The 20,415-nt window shown below is 59.1% G+C and carries 27 protein-coding genes; 25 read left to right on the plus strand and 2 right to left on the minus strand.

Going from position 1 to position 20,415, the window contains the following annotated elements:
• Nucleotides 1-25: 25 nt before the first annotated feature.
• The 18 genes from GRI65_RS15420 to GRI65_RS00805 all read left to right on the plus strand — a co-directional run bounded on the left by GRI65_RS15420 (nt 26) and on the right by GRI65_RS00805 (nt 10,020).
• Entirely contained in the window at nt 26-859 is an 834-nt protein-coding gene (locus GRI65_RS15420) for a phage head morphogenesis protein (RefSeq protein ID WP_160754627.1), read from the plus strand.
• Between the two features lie 9 nt (nt 860-868).
• Nucleotides 869-1,141 carry a hypothetical protein gene (locus tag GRI65_RS00725; RefSeq protein ID WP_160754628.1) on the plus strand — a complete coding sequence of 91 codons (273 nt, stop codon included), beginning with the start codon at nt 869-871 and terminating at the stop codon, nt 1,139-1,141.
• A gap of 49 nt (nt 1,142-1,190) precedes the next feature.
• The gene (locus tag GRI65_RS00730; RefSeq protein ID WP_160754629.1) at nt 1,191-2,309 is read left to right on the plus strand and encodes a DUF2213 domain-containing protein; all 1,119 of its coding nucleotides are present in this window, start codon (nt 1,191-1,193) and stop codon (nt 2,307-2,309) included.
• A gap of 12 nt (nt 2,310-2,321) precedes the next feature.
• On the plus strand, nt 2,322-2,777 hold the full coding sequence (locus GRI65_RS00735; protein WP_160754630.1) for a structural cement protein Gp24: 456 nt from the start codon (nt 2,322-2,324) through the stop codon (nt 2,775-2,777).
• A gap of 20 nt (nt 2,778-2,797) precedes the next feature.
• A complete protein-coding gene (locus GRI65_RS00740; RefSeq protein ID WP_202391067.1) occupies nt 2,798-3,745 on the plus strand; it encodes a DUF2184 domain-containing protein in 948 nt (315 codons plus the stop codon).
• A 2-nt stretch (nt 3,746-3,747) separates the two neighbouring features.
• Complete coding sequence (locus GRI65_RS00745) at nt 3,748-4,038, plus strand: hypothetical protein (protein WP_160754632.1); 291 nt, start codon at nt 3,748-3,750, stop codon at nt 4,036-4,038.
• A gap of 73 nt (nt 4,039-4,111) precedes the next feature.
• Nucleotides 4,112-4,879 (plus strand): hypothetical protein, encoded by a 768-nt coding sequence (locus tag GRI65_RS00750; protein WP_160754633.1) that lies wholly within the window; start codon nt 4,112-4,114, stop codon nt 4,877-4,879.
• Nucleotides 4,880-5,018: 139 nt separating this feature from the next.
• Nucleotides 5,019-6,329 (plus strand): SGNH/GDSL hydrolase family protein, encoded by a 1,311-nt coding sequence (locus tag GRI65_RS00755; RefSeq protein WP_160754634.1) that lies wholly within the window; start codon nt 5,019-5,021, stop codon nt 6,327-6,329.
• Nucleotides 6,330-6,386: 57 nt separating this feature from the next.
• Nucleotides 6,387-6,755, plus strand: coding sequence for an HK97 gp10 family phage protein (locus GRI65_RS00760; protein ID WP_160754635.1), 369 nt, complete (start codon nt 6,387-6,389; stop codon nt 6,753-6,755).
• 15 nt (nt 6,756-6,770) lie between these two features.
• Nucleotides 6,771-7,184 (plus strand): DUF4054 domain-containing protein, encoded by a 414-nt coding sequence (locus GRI65_RS00765; protein ID WP_160754636.1) that lies wholly within the window; start codon nt 6,771-6,773, stop codon nt 7,182-7,184.
• 109 nt (nt 7,185-7,293) lie between these two features.
• The gene (locus tag GRI65_RS00770; RefSeq protein ID WP_160754637.1) at nt 7,294-7,677 is read left to right on the plus strand and encodes a hypothetical protein; all 384 of its coding nucleotides are present in this window, start codon (nt 7,294-7,296) and stop codon (nt 7,675-7,677) included.
• Nucleotides 7,677-8,087 (plus strand): HK97-gp10 family putative phage morphogenesis protein, encoded by a 411-nt coding sequence (locus GRI65_RS00775; protein ID WP_160754638.1) that lies wholly within the window; start codon nt 7,677-7,679, stop codon nt 8,085-8,087. The genes GRI65_RS00770 and GRI65_RS00775 overlap by 1 nt, the downstream gene beginning before the upstream one ends.
• A gap of 7 nt (nt 8,088-8,094) precedes the next feature.
• Complete coding sequence (locus GRI65_RS00780; protein ID WP_160754639.1) at nt 8,095-8,283, plus strand: hypothetical protein; 189 nt, start codon at nt 8,095-8,097, stop codon at nt 8,281-8,283.
• Nucleotides 8,237-8,674: a DUF3168 domain-containing protein gene (locus GRI65_RS00785; RefSeq protein ID WP_160754640.1), complete on the plus strand. Its 438-nt coding sequence runs from the start codon at nt 8,237-8,239 to the stop codon at nt 8,672-8,674. Before GRI65_RS00780 ends, GRI65_RS00785 begins: the two co-directional genes overlap by 47 nt.
• 14 nt (nt 8,675-8,688) lie before the next feature.
• Complete coding sequence (locus GRI65_RS00790; RefSeq protein WP_160754641.1) at nt 8,689-8,916, plus strand: hypothetical protein; 228 nt, start codon at nt 8,689-8,691, stop codon at nt 8,914-8,916.
• Between the two features lie 43 nt (nt 8,917-8,959).
• On the plus strand, nt 8,960-9,397 hold the full coding sequence (locus GRI65_RS00795; RefSeq protein WP_160754642.1) for a hypothetical protein: 438 nt from the start codon (nt 8,960-8,962) through the stop codon (nt 9,395-9,397).
• A 3-nt stretch (nt 9,398-9,400) separates the two neighbouring features.
• Nucleotides 9,401-9,844, plus strand: a complete 444-nt coding sequence (locus GRI65_RS00800) for a GTA-gp10 family protein (protein WP_160754643.1) — start codon at nt 9,401-9,403, stop codon at nt 9,842-9,844.
• 17 nt (nt 9,845-9,861) lie between these two features.
• Nucleotides 9,862-10,020, plus strand: a complete 159-nt coding sequence (locus tag GRI65_RS00805) for a hypothetical protein (RefSeq protein WP_160754644.1) — start codon at nt 9,862-9,864, stop codon at nt 10,018-10,020.
• On the opposite strand, the gene GRI65_RS15480 is transcribed toward GRI65_RS00805, so the two are convergent.
• Nucleotides 10,017-10,706 (minus strand): HNH endonuclease, encoded by a 690-nt coding sequence (locus tag GRI65_RS15480; RefSeq protein ID WP_160754645.1) that lies wholly within the window; start codon nt 10,704-10,706, stop codon nt 10,017-10,019. The two genes, GRI65_RS00805 and GRI65_RS15480, sit on opposite strands and share 4 nt — an antisense overlap.
• A 147-nt stretch (nt 10,707-10,853) precedes the next feature.
• Here GRI65_RS15480 and GRI65_RS00815 point away from each other — a divergent pair, with 147 nt between their 5' ends.
• The 7 genes from GRI65_RS00815 (at nt 10,854) to GRI65_RS00845 (ending at nt 19,663) form a co-directional block, all read left to right on the plus strand.
• The gene (locus tag GRI65_RS00815) at nt 10,854-13,592 is read left to right on the plus strand and encodes a tape measure protein (protein WP_160754646.1); all 2,739 of its coding nucleotides are present in this window, start codon (nt 10,854-10,856) and stop codon (nt 13,590-13,592) included.
• Nucleotides 13,589-14,197 (plus strand): hypothetical protein, encoded by a 609-nt coding sequence (locus tag GRI65_RS00820; protein ID WP_160754647.1) that lies wholly within the window; start codon nt 13,589-13,591, stop codon nt 14,195-14,197. The genes GRI65_RS00815 and GRI65_RS00820 overlap by 4 nt, the downstream gene beginning before the upstream one ends.
• Nucleotides 14,194-14,856 (plus strand): hypothetical protein, encoded by a 663-nt coding sequence (locus GRI65_RS00825; RefSeq protein ID WP_160754648.1) that lies wholly within the window; start codon nt 14,194-14,196, stop codon nt 14,854-14,856. The genes GRI65_RS00820 and GRI65_RS00825 overlap by 4 nt, the downstream gene beginning before the upstream one ends.
• Complete coding sequence (locus GRI65_RS00830; RefSeq protein WP_160754649.1) at nt 14,856-15,284, plus strand: DUF6950 family protein; 429 nt, start codon at nt 14,856-14,858, stop codon at nt 15,282-15,284. The genes GRI65_RS00825 and GRI65_RS00830 overlap by 1 nt, the downstream gene beginning before the upstream one ends.
• The gene (locus tag GRI65_RS00835; protein WP_160754650.1) at nt 15,285-17,180 is read left to right on the plus strand and encodes a phage tail protein; all 1,896 of its coding nucleotides are present in this window, start codon (nt 15,285-15,287) and stop codon (nt 17,178-17,180) included. It begins immediately after the preceding gene.
• A gap of 93 nt (nt 17,181-17,273) precedes the next feature.
• Entirely contained in the window at nt 17,274-17,684 is a 411-nt protein-coding gene (locus tag GRI65_RS00840; protein WP_160754651.1) for a hypothetical protein, read from the plus strand.
• On the plus strand, nt 17,681-19,663 hold the full coding sequence (locus GRI65_RS00845; RefSeq protein WP_160754652.1) for a hypothetical protein: 1,983 nt from the start codon (nt 17,681-17,683) through the stop codon (nt 19,661-19,663). The genes GRI65_RS00840 and GRI65_RS00845 overlap by 4 nt, the downstream gene beginning before the upstream one ends.
• On the opposite strand, the gene GRI65_RS00850 is transcribed toward GRI65_RS00845, so the two are convergent.
• Nucleotides 19,650-20,369: a class I SAM-dependent methyltransferase gene (locus GRI65_RS00850; RefSeq protein WP_160754653.1), complete on the minus strand. Its 720-nt coding sequence runs from the start codon at nt 20,367-20,369 to the stop codon at nt 19,650-19,652. The two genes, GRI65_RS00845 and GRI65_RS00850, sit on opposite strands and share 14 nt — an antisense overlap.
• Between the last annotated feature and the right edge of the window lie 46 nt (nt 20,370-20,415).

Consider the following 20,415-nt stretch of genomic DNA (forward strand, 5'->3'; position numbering starts at 1 on the left):
CATCCTATCCTGCTAGGCCGCTCCGGTGAAATTCTCGCTCGCTCAGTTATACCGCCGCACCAGAAATCCCCGCCGATCATCGGTGACATTCCGGCCTATCCAAGCACCATCAGCATTCGCGACTAACCTATATCAGTCGTCGTACCTGCCCGTGGTCAAAGCATGGGAATCGGCGCTACCCGGCATCGTCGCAGAATACGAACGCACCCTGTCCGACATTACGACAGATGCGCCGGCCGATTTGCGCGCCCAGATTGGCAAGGTCGAAAGCGATCTGTTTGGGCTGTTCGCGACACTGGGTTTCAGGCTGGAGCGGTGGGCGCAGACGGTCGAAGCTTTTCAACGCCGCCGCTGGGTGGGCGCAGTCAATTCGGCAACCGGTGTGGATATCTCGGCACTGATTGGCCCAGGTGATGTGCGCATGTCGCTGCAGGTGGTCATTGAGCGCAATGTTGCCTTGGTGCGCAGTGTTTCGGATCAAGCGCGGACCAGAATTGCCGACGCCGTGTTTCGCGGACTGAATGACCGCCGACCATCGCGCGAAGTGGCCAAGGAAATCCGCGAGGCTGTCGAGATGTCGCGACGCCGGGCCAAGAACATCGCCAGTGATCAGCTTTCAAAATTGACGGGGCAGTTGAACGAGGAGCGCACCCGCCAATCAGGAATCGAGGAATACAAATGGGTGGCGAGCGGGAAAGTTCACTTCCGCGAGAACCATCGGGCTAGGGATGGAAAGGTGTTCGACTGGGATAATCCGCCGGCTGATGGGCATCCGGGGCAGGCGATATTCTGCGGGTGTGCGTCGAGGGCGTATCTGGATCTTGACAAGATTCTTGCCGAAGCTGCTGAAGCTGCGTAAATCGGCCCCATGCCGGAACCCAAGACAACCCCAATGAGCGGCGAGGATATTCTGGGCCTGATCCTGCTCGCAGCCTTTGCCATTGGGCTCGTGCTGATGTTGGTCGACTGCAGCACCACCACGCCAGAGGAGCAAGCTGAGGCATTGCTCGATGAACAGCAATCAGCTCAGTTCATGGCGGAAAGCCGCGCGCAAGAGCAGCTCGAATTCGAGAATGCCCGCATTGGCTGCGAGGCGGGGGTTTTGGAAGCCTGCCGCCAATATCGCGAGCTGATCGATTAGTTTTTGACGGCGGTAACGGGGCGCACACCCGATACGTATTCAGGCTGGCATGGTCCAGCTATGCGACACTCTGACATTTGACAAATCGGCCCGCATTTGCGCGGACGGTTCGCTTGTGGCTGAAGTCTTTGCCGCTCGGACTGGATTGCAGGATTACCTCAGTTCAGAAGTGGATCCGGAAGGCACTCGGGATTTCAAGCCCGGCCAGATGGTCAAGGTCTATCGCCCCGAATCCGAAGTTTTCAAAGCCGACAGCCTGGCAACTTTCGCCGCTGCTCCCGTCACCATCAACCACCCCTCCGAAGCCGTGACCGCTGACAATTGGCGCGGGCTTGGGGTTGGTGAGATCAACGGCGACGTTGTACGCGATGGCCAGCGGGTCCGCGTTCCAATCATCGTCCGTGATGCTGGCGCTGTGAAAGCGGCCACCACGACGCATAAGCAGCTCAGCATGGGCTATGCGACCGAGTTGGTCTTTCCGACTGACGGCAAGCATCCCGATGGAACCGTCTGCGATGCGTACCAGACAAATCTCAGAATAAACCACATCGCTTTAGTTCCTGCAGGCAGGGGCGGGCCGGAGCTGCGTGTGGTGGACGAACGCACCCCTATTCAAAATAAGGAAAAATCAATGAAGAAGATCGTGCTCGACGGCTTGCAGGTCGATTTGTCGGATGCTGACGCTGTCGCAGCCGCCTTCTCGAAGCTGCAGGGCCAAATCACCGACGCCAACGACGCCAAATCCAAGGCTGAAACTGACCTTGCTACGGCGGTGACGGACAAGGCCAACCTCGAAGCCAAGGTGACCACGCTCGAAAAGCAGGTTGCCGACGCCAAGTTGACGCCCGCGCAGCTGCGTGATGCGGCCAAGGCTTATTCGCAGACAGTCGACAAGGCGAAGGCGCTAGGTGTGACCGTCTCGGACGAGATGGACGAAGGCGCGATCATGCAGGCTGCTGTCTCGGCTAAGATCGGCGATGCCGCCAAGGACTGGACTGGCGCACAGGTAGCGGCCTCGTTCGCCACCCTGACCGCCGACGCCAAGAGCTTGGTCCACAATCTCGACCCGGCCCGCCCGATCAATGATGCCGCGCGGGAGACGAAAGCGCTCGCCGACTCCATCAACAACCTCAACGCATGGCGCAACCCCGCCAACGCGGCGGCATAAGGAGCAAATACCATGCCTGCACTTCAGACGACTTACCCCCTCAACCAGGCCGCTGGCTTTCCTGGCATGCGAGCCGACATGGCCGAATGGGACGCGCGCACCCGCACGGCCACTTCGGTTCTAGCGTTCGGCGGGCCAGTCCAGCGCGCAGGTGATGAAGGCGTAACCGCTTTCGTCTCCGGCGGCGAGTTCATGGGCCTCGCGGGCGTCACCCGCATCACAAATGGAACCGGCGAGACTTATGCAATCGGCGACAACGTGCCTGTGGCCGATGAAGGTTGTTACTTCGGTGTTGCTGATGAAGCAATTGTCGGAGGCACTGCCCTCAAGTGGAACGTGACTACGGGCCGCTGGACCACGGCCACGGCCTCCGGAACCATCATCGCCGTTCCCAACACGGAGGCGGAAACCAGCGCTTCTGGCGCCGGTGTTCTCTTCAAGGTGCGGCTGCGCCGCGTCCCCTCGTAATTAAGGACTGAATGATGGATATGAACGACGCAGCAGCCTTCAACTTCGTTGTCGCCCAGGCGGCCACGATCAACCCGACTGTCTACGAGACGCAATTCCCGGATCTTCCGTGGAACGAGCTCGTATTCGTCGACACCAGTGCGCCGGAATGGACGCCCGGCATCATCACCTTCGCTTCGTCGACGGTGGGTGCCGCGCGCTGGTACGCTGGTGGCGCTAAGGATATCGCCCGCGCCGATGTGACCATGGAGAAGTCGCAGCAGGCTGTTCACATGGCTTCGATCGGCTATGGCTATGATCTCGAAGAAGTTGGCCAGGCACAGCTTCTGGGCGTCAATCTCGGCACACGGAAACCCGTCGCCGCTCGCCGCGCCTACAACGAGTTCATGTGGGCCGTTACCCAGACCGGCGACACCACCAAGGGCCTCAAAGGACTGGTTAACCAGTCCAGCGTTACCGCAGGCACTGCGCCGGCCGATGGCACCGGCAGCGTCACCACCTGGTTCGACGCCAACGGTGTAGCCACCAAGACCCCGGCGAAAATCCTCCGGGACTTCAATAACGCGATCATCGGCATCTTCACCGGCAGCAACACTGTCGAGATGGCTGATACCGTACTGTTGCCGTTCAATGTGCTGGCGTGGCTGGGCGCGACGCCCATGAGCGATACGAATAGCGAGACCATCCTCTCGTTCGTGCTGCGGAACAACTTCTACACCCAGCAGACTGGTCGCCCGCTCACCGTGCGCGGCGTTCTCGGCCTCGACACCGCGGGCGCTTCGTCGACCCGCCGGATGGCAGCTTATGCCAATCGGCAGGACGTGGTCAGCTTGCATCTGCCGATGCCGCACCGCTTCCTGAACGTCTATCAGGACGGCCCGACTAGCTTCGAGGTTCCAGGCATCTTCCGCACTGGCGGTGTCGACGTCTCGCGTCCAGGCGCGTTCCGCTATCTCGATGGGATTTGATCATGGCGAAGCATGCACTCACGAACGCCACTGACGGACCCAAGTCGGTCAACTCCCTTACTGGCACGGTGGTCATTGCCGCTGGCGCCAGTGAGGAGGTCGATCTGTCCGAAGCGGAATTTATCTCCGCCAAGGCTACTGGATGGTTCGCAGACGACGGCGACACCGAACTAGCCGACATGAAGGTTGCCGATCTCAAAGCGCTGGCTGAATCCGAGGGCATTGATCTCGGCGATGCGACTAAGAAAGACGACATCATTTCGGCGATCGAGTTGGCTCGCGAAGCAGAATAACCCTCCAAATCGTCACGGGGGAATTGGGCCGCTCTGCTTTCGGGTGGAGCGGCCTTTTCAATAGGGGAATGTAATGGCCGATAATATCACTGCACCAGCGACCGGTTCTGTTCTGGCAACGGATGAGATCGGAGGCGTTCACTATCCTCGCACCAAACTTTCGGTTGGCGCTGATGGCGTGGCGGTTGATGTCTCGGCTGCGGCTCCTTTGCCTGTTGCTCTGTCGGCTGCGGATAATTCTGCGATCGATGCCATTGCAACGGCGTTGGCTGATAATGCGACCGGGGCGGATATCGCTGCGGTTGTTGCGGCCCTGAGCGATATTGCCACGGACACCGGACTCGGAGCTATTGTTTCCACCCTGGCTGGAACGCTGACAGTTGATGCGGCGTCTTTGCCCCTTCCCACCGGTGCAGCAACCTCCGCAAAGCAGGACACGTTGATCGGGCACGTAGACGGCATTGAAGTCGTCCTCGCCACGCTCGGCACGCAGACGACGCTGGCGGCAATCCTCGCGAAGTTGATCGCGGCCCCGGCGACCGAAGCCAAGCAGGACGCGAACACCGCCGCCGTGGCGCTCGTCGGCACCCGCGCTTATGGTGCTGGCCAGCCGGTGGCGATCGGGGCCAGCGATGCGGCATCAGTTGGCCTTACCGCAACAGAGGTCCTGCTTCATGCATCGGCTCGATGCTTTGTGCGGGTCGCGGCTGCCGCTACTGCAGCGGCAGGCATCCCGCTTGAGCCCGGTGAGAAATTTCACTTGCGCCTGAATTCTGGACAACAGATTCACGTTATCCGCGACACCGCCGATGGCACGCTCAACGTGGTGCCGGTGGCCTGATGTTTGTTCAGCCGGGACGGATCGGACGGGTTGGCAGCGCTTGGAAGCGCGCGCGTCAGCTTGTTACTTGGGTATTAGGGGCGGGCGTTTGGAACGATGCTCTCACTTGGAGCGATACTGAAAACTGGAAGGACGCGCCATGAGCATTCAAACCATTAACAACACTGACACCGGCCTGAAAGCCCGCAACGCGATCAACTCAATTGGCCGCGCGGCACAATTCGCCGCGGGCGGTAGACGTGCCGTTATCGACGCTTTCGGTGATAGTATTGGCGGAGTCACCGCTAGTGGCATCGGTGCTTGCGTGGGAGTCGCTGCCTCATATTGGGCACCCGGCATGAACATTGAACAGCGCGATAGTTATGCGGTCGGCGGAACGAGCGCGACCGCATTGATGTCGAGTCAACTTGCCTTGTTTCAAGCGGCGATTGCTGGCGGAAAGCCACTGCCTGATATCGCCACTATTCAAACTCACTCGAACGACTTCATTACGGCAGCGGGGGTAGACGCCGCGCTGGCCAATCAAATTAACTTTATCGAAGCTTTGCGCACTATGGGAGTCCCGCTCATAATTGCGTGTTCAGCACTGCCCAAATCAGGATCGGCTCCGCCCCAAGGTCGGGCACAGTTCAACACTCGCATGAAGTATTATGCAGATACGACTCCGGGAGTTGTATTCTTTGACTGGTTCAGCGCGTCGGTGGACCCTGCGTCTACTGATACGGCTACGACTCCTTGGAGGACGGGGCACTCAACCGATGGCACACACCCAACCGGCGCGGCGATATTTTGGGGCGGTAAGGTTATTGCCGAACTTCTGGCCCCTTTATTGAGTCGGGTTAGTCCGCGCACACTACCCAATTTTCGCTATGTTAAAGGCACCGATACTAGCGAGCGTTGGTATAATATCGAAGGCCGCGAGGGCAATTTTCATGGCACCGGCGGGCAGCTGAATGGAGTCGATAACACTGGTGTGGCGGGGTCAGCCGCGAGTCAGAATAACCGCTGGCAAATCACTCACGGCGCTGGCGTCACCGTCACCCCGTCTATTGTTGTGGACGAGGAGGGCCATCGGAATCAGCGCCTCGTGTTGTCGGGAACACCAACGGACGCCACAGATATCCGACTACTCTACAACCATAACTATCTGCAAACTGCGGCGGCAACTTGGCAGCAACAAGCGATTGCAAAGGTGGCGAGTCTCACTGGCATTCGTGGCCTTGGTTACACAAACTTTGCCTCGCCCATGCAGTCTGTTTGGGGAACTGCGGGACCGTTGCCGGTTCACTCTGGCACTTGGTTCCTGCGCAACTTGACCAACGGCCTCGTGCGCGCCGATGTTGCCGGTGCATTTACGCAAATTTTCTCGATAGGGGTATTGAATGGAGTCCCTATCAGCGGGACAGTCGACGTTTCTCGTTGCTATGACTACCCGATCATTCAGACATGATGACCAATGGCAAAGTGGTGACACCCCTGTTGGTTTGGCTCGCATGATGCCCCTCAAATGGGGATTCCTTCCGGTGCTGGGGCTGGCCGTGCTGGTGTCGAACTGATGTCTCTTACCGTCAAACTCGACGGCGCAGCCGCGCTGGAAAAAGCGATGGCTGCGCTCGGCGACCCTGTGTACCTGCGCCGCGCTGGCTTGAAGGCGCTGCGCGAAGGCGCGCTACCGATCCGTGACCTGGCACAGCAGCTGGTGCCGGTCGACAAGGCGATGCTCCGGGAATCGGTCAAGGTGAAGGCGGGCAAGAAAGGCCGTGGCCTAGCCGCGGACCGGGTCACCTACCTGATCGGCATCGATGTCAACGTGCAGCCGGCGCGGGAAGTACCGCGGGAGAACGATTTGACGGCGGTAACCCAACCCCACTTTTGAACCGATAGTCCTGCAATGCTTACCCTGTATCTTGCCACCGGAGTAATCGCAGATGGAGGCACCGTTCCCGTCTCTGATCTACTGACCCAGTTCCGCGCACGTTACCCCAAGTTTGCGGACGTGCCGGATGCCACCGTGCAGATTTGGCTCGACGAGGGTTCGGCTGAAACGGTCACCTGGGCGGAAACTGACCGAGCCTCCATGCTCTACGCTGCCCACCAGCTATCCGGGCAAGGCTTTGGCGCTGGAGCCATCCCTGCGGGCATAACCAGTTTCAAATCCGGCACGTTCTCCGCATCCGTCTCCGATAACATTGCAGGAAAGACCGGATTCAATGCGACGTCATACGGGCGCGAATATCTCGCACTGATGCGGCGCAGTTTTGCAGGGCCTCGTCTTGCATGGAATCCACCGGTGTACCCATGCTGAGGCGAGACGCGGCAAAGTTCTGGCTGGTTTTCCGCGATGCCGAGACGGGCCGCTATGTCAGTCGCGTATACGCATTTCTGAATCCGAAAACGACAGTTTCCGAGAAGCGTTGGAAGTGATGTTTGACCAGGCATTCGCCAGCATCGCGGTGGGGTTCTCCGATGCGTTCGGCGGACCATTTACGGAAGCCACAGCAAATTGGCCGGGTGTGCCGGTCTACGATGATGGCGGCTCGATTGTTACGCCCGGTGTGCCAGCCCAGTATCCATGCCGCGCTCAATTCGATGCCGCCACACAATCCATGCGCCTTTCGGAGGGGTTTCTCGAGACCGATGTGAGGGTGCTCGTCCTGTCGGCATCCTTGTCCGTGCCGCTCGACACCGAGGCCAAGATCATCGTTTCCGATGGCATGTATTCCGGGACGTGGGCACTCAAGTCCTGCGGGCGTGATCCCGCGGGCGTTGGATATGAGTGCCGGGCTCGGAGGCTGTAATGGGCTTCAAGGGTGCCGATAAGCACATCGCCCGGCTGAGGAAGCTGTCCAGTCAGCGAGTCGTCGCTTTGGCCGGTGCTGTCGTGTTCGAGGGCGCGGACACGATACGTGCCGAGGCTTTTCGTTCGATCAGCGCTGGCAGCATTTCGGGCGCGGGGCATCAGGCGTCTGCACCAGGTGACGCACCAAACCGCGAATTTGGCGACCTGCAGGCTGGCTTGAAGGCTGTAAAAACCGGCGCACTCACCGCCGAGTTTCGTGCAGAGGCGCCCCATTCTAAGCCCTTGGAATTCGGCACAAGCAAGATGGCAGCGCGCCCCTTCGCGCGCCCTGCCCGAGACAAGAAGATCAAGGAAATCCGCGCCGATTACGTGGAGAAAATGAACAAGCTGGTGAAGGCCAGCGGATAGGAGCGAAATGGTTGCGATCAAACTTGAGAAGCCGTGGACCTACCGCACACCGGAGGTCACCATTGACTACACCGCGGGCGAACACGAGGTTTTTCAATGCATCGCCGACAAGGCTGAAACGGAGGGCGTGATAGCCAAGGAGGAAGAAGATGCAAAGGAACCTGCGCCGCGCACTACTCGCAAAGCTAAAGGCTGATGCGGATCTGATTGCCCTTGTTCCGGCCGCATCGGTCTATCCCCAAGCGGTGCCCGGCGAAAAGGCTTGGCCATTCATAAAGCTCGGCCCCCCGGTTACGATACCCTTTCGCGCGTCCTGCGTTCGAGGAAGCCAGATCAGTGTCGATGTCCACGCCTTTGCCAGGGCGCGCATAGTGTCAGGGCAAGAGGTGGAAACGGCGGAAGATCATGCTTCGCGCATCGGTGCGGCCATAGAGGCGGCGATTGATTGCTCGCGCCTTACGCTGGCTGATGGAGCCCTTGCCCGCATCAAACTGACGGACATTCGCCTTCTGCAAGACGAGGAACCGGATGCGTTTCACTATTTTGCGCAGGTCAATGCGCGGGTATTGGCACCGGAACCGGCTTAGGGTATGCCCCGAGCGTGGAAAATCCGACCCTCGACGCGCTGCTGATCCTGATAGCGGAACTCCACAAGTCTGGCGCGATCGATACTGCCAACCTCACCAGCATGGGCAGGCGGCTCGATCTGGCTGATCTGGAAGACATCGGCGACCGGGTGAGGTTCATCCCGCTTTCGAATGCGGTGGACGATCCGAAGCGGATCCGGAGTCACATGCACTTGGTTGACGGCGGTAACAAGCCAGACTGAGCCGGTCTAATTCCTGTGCGACTTTTGTTGCAAAGGAATAAAAATGTCCCTCCCGGTCGAAGCAGATTTCGCAGTAGTTAAACGCGGCGATGGTGCCGACCCAGAAGTGTTCACGATCCTTTGCGGTCTTGACCAGGTCAGCATCAACCGCACCGCCAACACCAATGACCGGTTCCGCCGCGATTGCACGAAGCCCGGCGTTCCAGCGTTTCGTCGCTCCAAGACCACCGGCAAGCAGATGGACATTTCGGCGTCCGGCGCGATCAACATTCCTGACATCGCCCTTTACAACACCGCCTTGGGCGTCACGGCGAACTACAAGATCGAACTCGGCCAGTATGACGACACCGACACCGGTACCATCGTCCACACCATCGACGGCCCGTTCAATCTCCTGTCCGCCAACTCTAGCGTTGGTGATGATAACTCCGCCGAGGTGAGCCTTGCGTCGGATGGTATCTGGGTCGAAGTCACGGCCTGATAAATGGAAACGTCTGTCACCCTGCCTTTCGGGGATGGTGAATACAAACTCTGGTTGCCGCTACCCCAAGTTTTCGAACTTGAGCGTAGCTGCGACACTCCCATGCTTGCCATCGAAGAGAAGCTGCGCGCTGCGATCGGCGCCAAGGAGGACGGCAGCTTTGAGTTTGTGGGAGGAGGCGCGGGTCTCGTGCGCGAAATCCGCGAGACAATCCGTCTAGGTCTCATTGGGGGCAATTGCGGTTTGGTGGATGGCGAAGAGGTCGAGGTAGGACCATTGCGCGCCAAGCAGCTCACCGACCTTTATGCATACCCCGCGCGCCCACTCTCTGAAGGTGTGGTGCTTGCATGGCGGCTTTTGTCCGCTGCGATCTTCGGCGTAGAGCTTAAAAAAAAAGCGCCGCCGGTAAAACCAGCCCGCCGCAGAAGTTCCGCAAAGGCCAAATAATCGCGAACGCCGGGGCCATGGGCCTCGATTATCATACCATTGATCTGTCGGACTACCTTGAGGCGCTGGAGGCCAACAACGAAGCCCACAGCGAAGGTAAGGCCGATGTAGACCCCGCCCGCGCTGATAAGTTGGCAAAGGTCATGGCGGCGCATGGTGACGGCGGTAAAACCTAAAGCAGCCTCCCCATGCGGTTTAGGAACTGCCAAGGGTCAGTCGCGCACTTTCGCCTGTTGCAAGAGCGGCAAGAAATTCTGAGATTGTCTATCTCATGCGCGCCACCCTTCGCCAACGGCACGAAGTGGTCGACCTCGAACCTATTCTCGCATCGCTTCCCACAGTAGAAACATATCTTTCTCTGGCGCGACGTCCATTTGAAGATGTCGCTCTTAGAAGCGCCTGTTATGATTTTACTGCGGCGCTTCGAGTTATGGTGGGTGCGGATTGCTCTGGCTTTTTCAGGGTTATTCCTCACCCATCTTTGTGATCGCTCGCGGTTCTGCTCGGTCCTTTTAGACGCGTATTCTCGTTGCTGGGCAGAGTAGGCCTCATGATTTTCGGCCTTCCATTGCTTGCTCTGCCGACTCCGCCTCTCTTTGTTCTTTTGATACCACTCTTTGTGGTACGCTTTTTGACGCTCTGGGCTGGCGGAATAACTATCCTTCAACCGCCGCAGTACGCGCAACCTGTTGGCCTGATAATGCGCCGAGCTCTGCACGTTTTTACATGCCTTGCACCGAGGACTGTAGCCGGTTCTTTTTTGGCTATCTTTGGGGAAGTCGCCAATTGGCTGGACCAGTTGGCACTTTGTGCACTTTTGCTTATGCAGCAGCGTTTCCTGTGATACGCTTTTGGCAGTCATGGCGGGTTCCTTCCGCTTGTGATTAGAGGCGGCGAATAATTACAGTTATTCGTCGCCTTGCATCTTAGACGAATCCCGACCCGACGGCAAGTTGGATGGGGCGTAACGGCGGTAACAGGCGGCGCTTGTTCGCCCCATTACGCTTTCATGGAAATCGACCCCGTAGTCCTGCAATTACGCGCCGATCTGGACAAGTATCTGTCCGGTGTTCGCGGGGCCAAGCGCACGGTTGAGCAGCAGCTCGGCCTGCAAGGCAAATCGGCCAAGCGTCTAGAATCGGACATCCGCCGCTCGTCAGGCACGATTGCCTCCACCTTGAAGGGATTGGCCGGGACCTTGGCCGCAGCTTTCACCGGGCGCGAACTGGTGGGGCTGCTCGACAGTTTCACCCGGCTGCAGAACAATTTGCGCACAACCGGCCTCGAGGGTGAGGCGCTGGCTTCTGTCCAGGCGCGGCTGTTCGAAACATCGCAGCGGTACGGCGTCGAACTGGAAAGCCTGACCAGCGTTTTCCAGAAAGCGGCGCTGGTCCAGAATGAGCTAGGCGCGAGTACTGAGCAAATCCTCGCGATCAACGAAATCACCGCGGCGGCTTTGAAAGTCACTGGTTCCAGCGCAGCCGAAGCGCAGGGTGCCTTGCTGCAGCTTGGCCAGGCGCTCGGCTCCGGCGTCGTGCGCGCGGAAGAATTCAACTCAATCTTGGAAGGCGCGCTGCCTCTGGCGCAGGCGGCGGCTCGCGGCATTGACGGATTCGGCGGTAGTGTCTCGAAGCTCCGCGCGGCGATTGCTGATGGACAGATCACATCGCAGGAATTCTTCCAAGGTGTCCTGAAAGGCGGCGTCCAGACACTGAAGGACGCCGAGAACGCAACACTCACCCTGTCTGGCGGGTTCACGGCCCTAACCAATGCGTTGACTGTCTATTTCGGCGAGGCGGACAAGGCTAACGGGGTTTCGGCTGCTCTTGGCCTTGCTTTGGGCAAACTGGCTGACAATCTGGATATACTCATTCCGGCCTTGGCGGTTATCTCCACCGTCCTTGCCGGCCGATTTGTTGCGGGCGCTGTGGCGGGAGGAACCGCACTTCGCGCCCTCTCAGCCTACGCCAGCATCGCCACTACCAGCCTTGCGGGCACAGCCCTTGCAGCGCGCGGGGCCGGAACAGCCTTGCTTGCAGCGTTTGGTGGGCCGGTCGGACTTGCCATTACGGCTATCGTTTTGGGTCTCGGCTATTTGGCTACAAGGTCCAGCGAGGCAGAGGATGCCGCTCTTGCAGTAGCCGAAGCGCAGGAAACCGCCGCAAAAGCCACTGAAAAGCTGCTCGACGCCACCAACCGGCTTTCGACAGCCAAGGGTGTTTCGCGCCAACGCATCCTCGAAGAAATCGCCGCTGAAAAGGCCAATATTCAAACAAAGATCGCGTCGGCCAAGGCATCCCTGCAACTGGCGCAGGTCGAACAGGCTCGTGCCCGGGCGGCATTCACGCGGGAAAAGGCATCGCAGGGGTTCGTCCCTAACCAAGGCGGATTGGGCGGGCAGGGTTTTAGCCCAAGCGCAGGAGCGGCGGCGAACAACCTAAGCGATGCGAATATTGCAGCCGCCGCCGAGAAGGCCGCACTAGAAGGTTTGCGCAAGGGCCTTGCCGATGCTGATGCAATCATCAACGGCACGAATATCCAGAACATCACCGGGGGCGACCCGAAGAAAACCCCGAAGACAAGCGGACGCTCTGGCCCCACTGGCCCAAGTGCAGAAGAGATCGCGAACCGGTTCAACAGCGAACTGATCGGCTACGCCCAACAGGCACTTGCCTCTCAGATCAGCCTTGCCGCCAGTGCAGAAGAACGCGCTGAACTGGAATCGCGCGGCGTGGAGATCGCTCGCAGGCAGACGCTCAACTCCATTCAGGCAGACGCGGATTATTCGCAGGCCCAGAAGGACCGGCTGAAAGCAGCGGTCGAGACTTTGGCATTCGAAGAGCAGGCTGCGATAGATTTCCAGCGCCGTGCTGCCCTTGAACGCGAAGCCGCCGACCTCGCCGATGAGAACTACCGCGCAACCGAGGAGGCCATGCGCCTCCAGTTCGAATTGGCGGATACTCAGGCCGAGCGCAAAAGCATCGCCCTTGAGATGCTCGACCTTGAGGACCAGTACCGCCGGTCTATCCTTGAAGGCCTGATCGCCAGCGAAACGGAGACCGAGGCGCGAAAGGAATTGGCGCGGGTAGCGCTGGCTTCTCTGAACCAGACCGCCGGTGCGAGGCAGGAAGCCACTGCACAGCGCAATGAAACCGAGGCCGAACGCTATGTGCGCGGGCTCAATCAAACCAGCGGGCAAATCTACGAAGCTCTCGACGCGATCAAGATCGATGCTCTCGAGGAACTGAATGACGGACTGGTTGACGCGATCACAGGGGCAAAATCCCTTGGTGATGTATTCAAGAACGTCGCGAACCAGATCGTCAAGGACTTACTGCGGATTGCCATTCAGCAGGCGATTATCAAGCCTTTGGGTGACGCCCTGTTCGGCGGTGGTGGCGGTGGTGGCGGAATTCTCGGCTCAATATTCGGGCGCGCATCAGGGGGCCCCGTCTCAGGCGGACAGATGTACCGCGTCAACGAAGGAGCAACCCCCGGCAACGTCGAGGGCTTCATTCCCTCCGGCAGCGGGCAAATCGTACCGCTAGGGCGCATGAACGCGGCTCAAGGCGGTCAAGGGGGCAGCGGGCTCGTGCGCGTCGTCATAGAGGAAGCGCCGGGCTTTGCTGCCCGTGTCCGCACCGAGGCGCAAGGCGTGGCGATCGAAGTCACCCGCCAGGCAGCACCGGCCATCATCGACGCATCGGCGAACGAAACCATTCGCAGGTCAGGGAGGCCGCGCCTGTGACCGAGATCACCGTCCCAAACACCGATGACCTGACGCTGAGCAACCTGTCGCTGGACGCGCCGGCTCAAGTGAACCGTTCGATCTGGACTGGTGGGCGCAAGGTTGTCGGCCTTGCCGGGGCTGAACTGTGGCGAGGCAGCGCATCCATCGACGATCTGGCCACCGAAGAGGAGGAGCGCCCTTGGCGCGTGTTCGTCTTCGGCCTCAAGGGTCCGCAGAACTGGTTCCGCTGGCCGCTGCCTTGCGCGTCTCATATCGGACCAAAGCCAACCGTGGCCTCGGGTGCTGGCGACGCATACACGTTGCCGCTCACCGGCATCCAGCCCAACGCGCGAATACTGATGGCTGGGCAATACATGACGGTGCCTCTCCCTTCCGGACACAACCGGCCCGTCATGCTGATGAGCGATCTTCGCGGCGACGCCTCGGGCAATGCCACGGCTGAATTCACTCCAGCGCTCGGCGAGGTGCCGGTTCTGGGCGCGACAGTTGAAACCGTCGCGCCGTTCATTCCGATGTCTCTGACCGACCCGCGGCAAGGGTTCGCTTTGTCGGAAGGTGTCAGCGGGTCCAGCTTCGATGTCGAGGAGGCGCGCCGGATATGAGCCTTCCCGATTCGGTCCATTCTGCCGCGCTCGATGCCGAAATCATCAAGCCGGTATTCTTTGCCTGGCTAGATATTCTGGGTGATCCGGTGCGCGCGAACACCTCGGGGGCCGATATCACACCTATGGGGACTGGTGACCCTGATCTGGACGGCCACACCTTCCTCGGTATTTCCGGCAATTTCGTCGACATATCCTCGGTCAAATACAGGCAGGGCGGCTCTGATAGCGTGACCGCCGAACTGTCGGGCATCGAAGGCCTGGACGATGACACGCTGGGCCTCATCGGCGATCCGCTCAACTGGCGCTCTCGGGATGCCCGGTTGTGGCGGATTGTGCGGAACGCGGCAAACGTCCAGCAAGGAGGGTTTCACGCATATTACACCGGCAAGATGACCGGGCTTACCCATTCCGGCGACGCTACCCAGCAAAAGCTTCGCGTCACGATTGAAAGCTATCTCGCGGTGTTCTCCGAGGCCAGCAACCGGACCTATCTCGACCAGTCACGTTACGATGCTGGCGACGAATCCGCCCGCGCAGCCATCGCCATCGCAAACGGTGATTACGGCGGGGCAAGTCGAGGTGGGGGAAGTGGTGGAGGCACTCCGGGTGGAGGCGGCTCGCGTGGTGGCAATCGGCTTGATCGGGTGGAATTCTGATGGTCCGGCGTGACGATTGGGAGGCCCGCCTTGGCCGGTTCATTGCGGACAATCGCGCCCGCCCATTCGAGTGGGGCCAGCACGACTGTATCCTGATGGCCTGCGCGGCGGTGGAGGCCATGACCGGATTTGACGCGGCCAAGGCATACCGCGGACAATACACCGACCGCGCGGGGTCCGCGAAGGCGCTGCGCGAACTGGGCGAGGGAACGCTTCTCAAGACCGTCGACGCCGTGTTCAAGCGCAAGCCCCCATCCTTCGCCCAGCGCGGCGACCTGGTGTGGTTCGCTGGCTCGGTCGGCGTCTGCATGGGCGCGCAGGGGCTATTCGTTGGCGAGGAGCGGCTTGCTGACAAGGCTGGACTGACCATGCGCGAGGGCCTCATTGCGATCCCGCGCCGCGACTTCGTGAAGGCGTGGGCGGTTTAGATGTCAAAGGTTTTAAAGGTCGTCGCTGTCGTCGCATCGATCGGTGCAGCCATTGTCACGGCCGGCGCAAGTCTGGGCATATCCGCAGCACTGCTGTCTGGCATTGGCGTTGCTGCGTCCATCGGGGCAACCTTGCTCGCACCTAAGCCCAAGGCACCGCAGAACAGCCCCGAAAGCTTTGAACGCCTCCGAGCGTCCATTGACCCGCGAACGCCGCGCAAGACGTGGATCGGCAACACCGCGGGCGCCACCGATATCCGCGACGAGGAATTCACTGACAGTCAGGCATATTTCCACCGCTTCATAGTGGTAGCCAGTCACAAGGTGCAAAGCATCGACGAGATATGGTTCGATGACAAGATTGCCTGGTCCGCAGTCGGCGGGGTGCAGGGCGAGTTCGTGGGCTATCTGACCGTGGCAACGCGCACCGAGGGCAGCGCGGCCAATGCCATCAACATCAGCGCGCGCATGGGCTCGACGCGCCGCTATACTGGCCTCGCCTATGTCCATTTGCGCTACAAGCTGACCGGCAACAGCAAGAAAACGGACAGCCCGTTCGCGCAGTCAATCACCACCCGCATCACGATTCGCGGCAAGGGTGTGGCTCTCTATGATCCGCGCATGGACAGCACCGTGGCTGGCGGAAGCGGCTCACAGCGCGCGGACGATCAAACGACTTGGGTCTGGGATAACGACGCTTGCCGCAATCCAGCCCTGGCCCTGCTGTTCTACCTCCTCGGCTACGACATCAACGGCAAACTGGCGGTGGGCAAGGGCATACCGCCTAACAGGATCGACCTTGAGAGTTTCGCCATTGCCGCAAACCTTTGCGACGAGCTGGTGACCAAGGAAGGCGGCGGGACAGAGCCGCGCTACCGGGTCGATGGCGTATGGTCGGAAGGGGATGGCCCGACAACCGTCATGGATATGCTCAAGGCGTCCATGAATGCCGACCTGGACGATGTGGACGGAAAGCTCCGCCTGACCATCTTCCACGATGATCTTGCAACGCCGGTTGCTGACTTCACCGAGAACGATGTGCTTGGCGGCTTCGAATGGAACCCCTCGGCGGACCTCGACAACAGCTTCAACATCGTGCGCGGTGTCTTTACCGACCCGTCGAACACATCACTGTATCAGGCCATCGATTATCCGCAGTTAGAAACCGACAGTCCGGACGGCATTGACCGGATCGAGACCTTTAACTTGCCGATGGTGCAATCCGCATCGCAAGCCCAACGCCTCGCTCAGCTTCGTCTGCAGCGCCAGTTGTTCGGCGGGACGTTTTCGGCCGAGTTTCAGGCGACCGCGTGGAAGGTGCAGAAGAACAGCATCATCCGCCTGACATTTGCCCCGCGCGGGTTCGTCAACAAACTGTTCCGCGTGGCCGATATGGAAATTCGGCAGGACGGGGTTGTTCCTTTGGTTCTGCGCGAAGAGGATTTAGCGATCTATGGACCGCCGACTCTCGCTCACCCGATCGACCCCATTGCCAGCACGCCTTACGATCCGGCGCTTAATCCGATCATCCAATCATTTCAGACCGCTGCGAAAACAGTGGTGACGCGCTCAATTGCGTATCCCGTATCCAGTGATGACGACAGCGTTGATATCGTTGCGTTCGACGGCGTACTCAACGATGGCCAAAGCGTTTCCTTCCCTATCGGATCTGTCACCGGCCTCACCAGTGGCGAGGTCTATGCGGTGATCTACAGCCTGACCAGCGGTACGTATTCGGCCGTCCTGTCCCCAGCAACTGCCGCTCTTGGAAACGATACGAACGTGTTCCTAGGATGGTCGACCACCAGCACCGGCGGGGTCTACCCGACGCCTACCACGCCTCCCGGAGGATGGGGTGGCGGCGGCGGGACATGGGAAGCGCCGCCGAACGCTTAAATGCCGTAAAGAAGTCATAATTTCGCAGAGGCCGTTCTAAACCTAAGGTTGACGGCGGTAACACTTCGATCGGCCGCAGAATACCCACTCTACATGGCCGCTATTCCTCAAATCAACATCATAGCCCCCAAGAGGGTGCCGTTTGACGATACGATTCCGGTCACGGTTCTGGATTACACCGGCGCTACACCGCTCATGGAAATCCGTGCAGAGCCGGGGGACCAGGGCGGTGCACTGGTGTCATTGGGCGCATCATCCTCTGGGTCTGAGGGCATAGCGATCACGTATGAAGCCGGATATCTGGATCCAGACACCGGAGATGTCGTTGGTGCCTCCATTGTCCGGATTATCATAAACGAAACAACGCTGGAGGGGCTCGCTTATGGAGCTGATCCTTCGCAAAGCGTGACGCTTTATTACGACCTTCATCTGGCACCCTCGGGCGGCAAGAAGTTCATTCTCTGCGCCGGGGCCTTCATTATCATGCCGGGGGTGACGCTGTGACAATCGCGGTCATCAAGACTGGAGCCGGTCTCCCAATTATTAGGACGGGCGAGAACACCGCGGAAGCGGCGCGTCAGGCGGGGATTGCAAGCAACGCATCCAACGCGGCGGTAGCGGCAGGCAATTACTTCAGCAGCAAGGCCGAGGGGGAAGCTGGGACCGCCGCTCCTGATTTCTTTTCGTATCCCGATGGCGCTGGTGGTTTGATCTATGCCGAGCGCACAGTGGATGGAGGCGGCGACGCTGGCGGCGATTCTGTAATCATCGCCGAAGCTGCAACGCAAGCTCAGCTCGACCAGAAGATTGCACTATCAGCGTTGGCTGCGCCGGACGGTGCCAATCTGTCCGGTTTCCTTCAACTGGGAACTGGAGCAACTCCTACCACCGTTGAGGAAGAGCTAAGCCGGTGGCTATGGCCACAGCAGTTCGGCGTCTCACTCGACGGCGCGACTGATGACACGGCAGGCTGGAAAAAAGCAATCGTTGCTGCCCGAGTCCAGGGCAAAGCCCTATTTCTTCCAAAGGGTCGCACTGTAGTTTCCGATGAATTGATTGATGACACGATCTTCAATGGCTTGGACGGCCCCGCTCTAGTGATGCGCGGCCAAGGCATGAACTCCACGGTTTTCGTGAACAATTGCGTTGGCAAGTCCCCCTTCAATATTGGCAACACGTATTTCACCGAGCTGACTGATTTCAAGGTCGAGGGTAATGGGCTGACGGGCGCAAGTGGGAATAGTCACGCGCTATCGATGGTCGATCCGGACTTTAATTCCGGTACCTTCAAACCCGGTACAGTCTATGTTCGACGCGTGTGGGTGACTGATCACCGCGGGGATGCGACTGATTATGCGGGTAACGCCATGCCTGCATGCGGCCTTTATGTCGCCAACGGCATTAACCTAGTCTTTGACGGACTGTTCATCCAGTCCTGCACGATCGGTGCCTATGTTTATAAGTCCTACGAACCGAAGTTTTATAATTTGGTTCTGGATGCAAATTACAACTCAGGCCTCGTCGACGATCAGAATGAAAATCTGAATATTTACTCGGGCGTTGCGCTAGATAATGACTCCTCTTCTGGGGGCGCGATCGCGCTGCACGACACGTCATCGATCCGCGCAGGGTCGGTTGTACATTACAACTCGCGCGGCTCGAATTATCTCGGCACCAAATACAAGTCGCATCGCTACACCGGCATCTCGGTGAAAGGTGCGACCTACCCGCTTATTCAGGGCAACTGGTTTCTGTTTAATCAGGATGGCGAATACGAGATTTATGGGATCGACAGCGGCCTTCGAGTTCTCGCCAACACCTTCGATCTATCTCCCACTTCTGGGGGCACGAGGTCCGTCCTCAAGCTCGTCATGGGCGGCGGCATCAATGACATAGGGAGCATCCGCGACAACGTGCTTCGTTGGTTCGGCGGGGGTGCCGTTCAGCAAGTCTTCGACATCGACGGAAGTGCTGCTGCAGCCCTTAGAGGTTCCATAACCGACAACATAATTGGTGATGCCACCCCACCGGGGAACGCATGCACAGTTGTCGATGCAATCAGGGTTTCAGGGCAGGCTAGCCAAGTCCGTATCCGCAATAATCGTCTGAATTCCATCACGGGCGTCACAGTCACGGATTTCATCGATCTGAGTGGCTGTTCAAAGTATCCTCTCGATCTGGAGGGCAACCAAGCGATTGCGGATGGCGGCGCGGTCACGAACAACCTCAATCCTGTTATCGGTTGGACCTATGATCCAGCCTCGTTGGCAAGTGGCGCAAGCGTCAGCGTCAACCAGACCTTGACCGGGGTCGCGCTTGGCGATTTCGTACTGCCGTCCTTCAGTCTCGATCTTCAGGGTGTAACGCTGACTGCCGCTATCAAATCTGCGGATACGATTGCTTTCACGTTCAGCAACCTTACTGGCGCGGCAGTAGATCTTGGTTCGGGCTCCCTTTACGCCAAGATCTTCAAGCGGTTCTAGCGATGATCACCATACCGCCGAGCCGCCGTACCGCTAGCCTGGTAAGAGGCCTTAGCATAACGGACACTAGCCAGCCCAGCCTTGGGCTTAACCGAAATGCCGCAAGCGTTTCTTCCTGCCGCGCGACCGTTTGGAACATGGTGTGATGACTGCGCATCAGATCGCGTTCCCGACGATAAACGGTGAATCGCTGGAGGTAGTCGCCCATGTGAGCGGCCCATTCAGCGCAAGTTCGGCCATCGCGAAAGAACCCAAATCCGAGCATGAAAGCGGCCTGAAGATAAACCCTCTGGAGAGAGGGCCACGACTGCAGCCAGTGCGCCATCGCCACCCCGCAGTGGCCTTCTCGTATGACGCCGATCGATGGGAAGATATTAAGAAAGACACCGCCTGGACGCAGGACGCGGCTTATTTCGGTAAGTGCCAAGGTAAGGTCAGCCACGTGCTCGAAGACCTGATTGGCGCAGATGGCATCGAAGCTGGCGTTCTCGAAGGGGAGGCGGGAGTCGATCATCATATGAACGTCGGGCCCCGGTTTAGCAGTCATGCCTTCGACAGAAACATCAGATCCAACTGCATCAAAGCCCCCACCGCGGAGTTCAGCAACGAGCGCGCCATCGCCACTGCCAAAATCAAGAACTCGAGCGCCGGCGGGGGCGAGTTCGCGAAGTCGTTCTACGATGAAGCGATGCATTGGCTCGGCCATCACCGAACAATAGCACCCGTCTTTATAAGTCCGCAAGAACTAACGC

It is taken from the genome of Allopontixanthobacter sediminis, assembly GCF_009828115.1.
Lineage (GTDB): Bacteria > Pseudomonadota > Alphaproteobacteria > Sphingomonadales > Sphingomonadaceae > Allopontixanthobacter > Allopontixanthobacter sediminis.

Coding starts and splice junctions, on each gene's coding strand:
- GRI65_RS00760 (WP_160754635.1), top strand. CDS start 6,387: ATGGGGATTCCTTCCGGTGCTGGGGCTGGCCGTGCTGGTGTCGAACTG.
- GRI65_RS00825 (WP_160754648.1), top strand. CDS start 14,194: ATGAGCCTTCCCGATTCGGTCCATTCTGCCGCGCTCGATGCCGAAATC.
- GRI65_RS00830 (WP_160754649.1), top strand. CDS start 14,856: ATGGTCCGGCGTGACGATTGGGAGGCCCGCCTTGGCCGGTTCATTGCG.
- GRI65_RS00795 (WP_160754642.1), top strand. CDS start 8,960: ATGTCCCTCCCGGTCGAAGCAGATTTCGCAGTAGTTAAACGCGGCGAT.
- GRI65_RS00775 (WP_160754638.1), top strand. CDS start 7,677: ATGGGCTTCAAGGGTGCCGATAAGCACATCGCCCGGCTGAGGAAGCTG.
- GRI65_RS15480 (WP_160754645.1), bottom strand. CDS start 10,706: ATGACTGCCAAAAGCGTATCACAGGAAACGCTGCTGCATAAGCAAAAG.
- GRI65_RS00740 (WP_202391067.1), top strand. CDS start 2,798: ATGAACGACGCAGCAGCCTTCAACTTCGTTGTCGCCCAGGCGGCCACG.
- GRI65_RS00730 (WP_160754629.1), top strand. CDS start 1,191: ATGGTCCAGCTATGCGACACTCTGACATTTGACAAATCGGCCCGCATT.
- GRI65_RS00835 (WP_160754650.1), top strand. CDS start 15,285: ATGTCAAAGGTTTTAAAGGTCGTCGCTGTCGTCGCATCGATCGGTGCA.
- GRI65_RS00745 (WP_160754632.1), top strand. CDS start 3,748: ATGGCGAAGCATGCACTCACGAACGCCACTGACGGACCCAAGTCGGTC.
- GRI65_RS00755 (WP_160754634.1), top strand. CDS start 5,019: ATGAGCATTCAAACCATTAACAACACTGACACCGGCCTGAAAGCCCGC.
- GRI65_RS00840 (WP_160754651.1), top strand. CDS start 17,274: ATGGCCGCTATTCCTCAAATCAACATCATAGCCCCCAAGAGGGTGCCG.
- GRI65_RS00765 (WP_160754636.1), top strand. CDS start 6,771: ATGCTTACCCTGTATCTTGCCACCGGAGTAATCGCAGATGGAGGCACC.
- GRI65_RS00750 (WP_160754633.1), top strand. CDS start 4,112: ATGGCCGATAATATCACTGCACCAGCGACCGGTTCTGTTCTGGCAACG.
- GRI65_RS00725 (WP_160754628.1), top strand. CDS start 869: ATGCCGGAACCCAAGACAACCCCAATGAGCGGCGAGGATATTCTGGGC.
- GRI65_RS00850 (WP_160754653.1), bottom strand. CDS start 20,369: ATGGCCGAGCCAATGCATCGCTTCATCGTAGAACGACTTCGCGAACTC.
- GRI65_RS00735 (WP_160754630.1), top strand. CDS start 2,322: ATGCCTGCACTTCAGACGACTTACCCCCTCAACCAGGCCGCTGGCTTT.
- GRI65_RS00800 (WP_160754643.1), top strand. CDS start 9,401: ATGGAAACGTCTGTCACCCTGCCTTTCGGGGATGGTGAATACAAACTC.
- GRI65_RS00785 (WP_160754640.1), top strand. CDS start 8,237: ATGCAAAGGAACCTGCGCCGCGCACTACTCGCAAAGCTAAAGGCTGAT.
- GRI65_RS00805 (WP_160754644.1), top strand. CDS start 9,862: ATGGGCCTCGATTATCATACCATTGATCTGTCGGACTACCTTGAGGCG.
- GRI65_RS00815 (WP_160754646.1), top strand. CDS start 10,854: ATGGAAATCGACCCCGTAGTCCTGCAATTACGCGCCGATCTGGACAAG.
- GRI65_RS00780 (WP_160754639.1), top strand. CDS start 8,095: ATGGTTGCGATCAAACTTGAGAAGCCGTGGACCTACCGCACACCGGAG.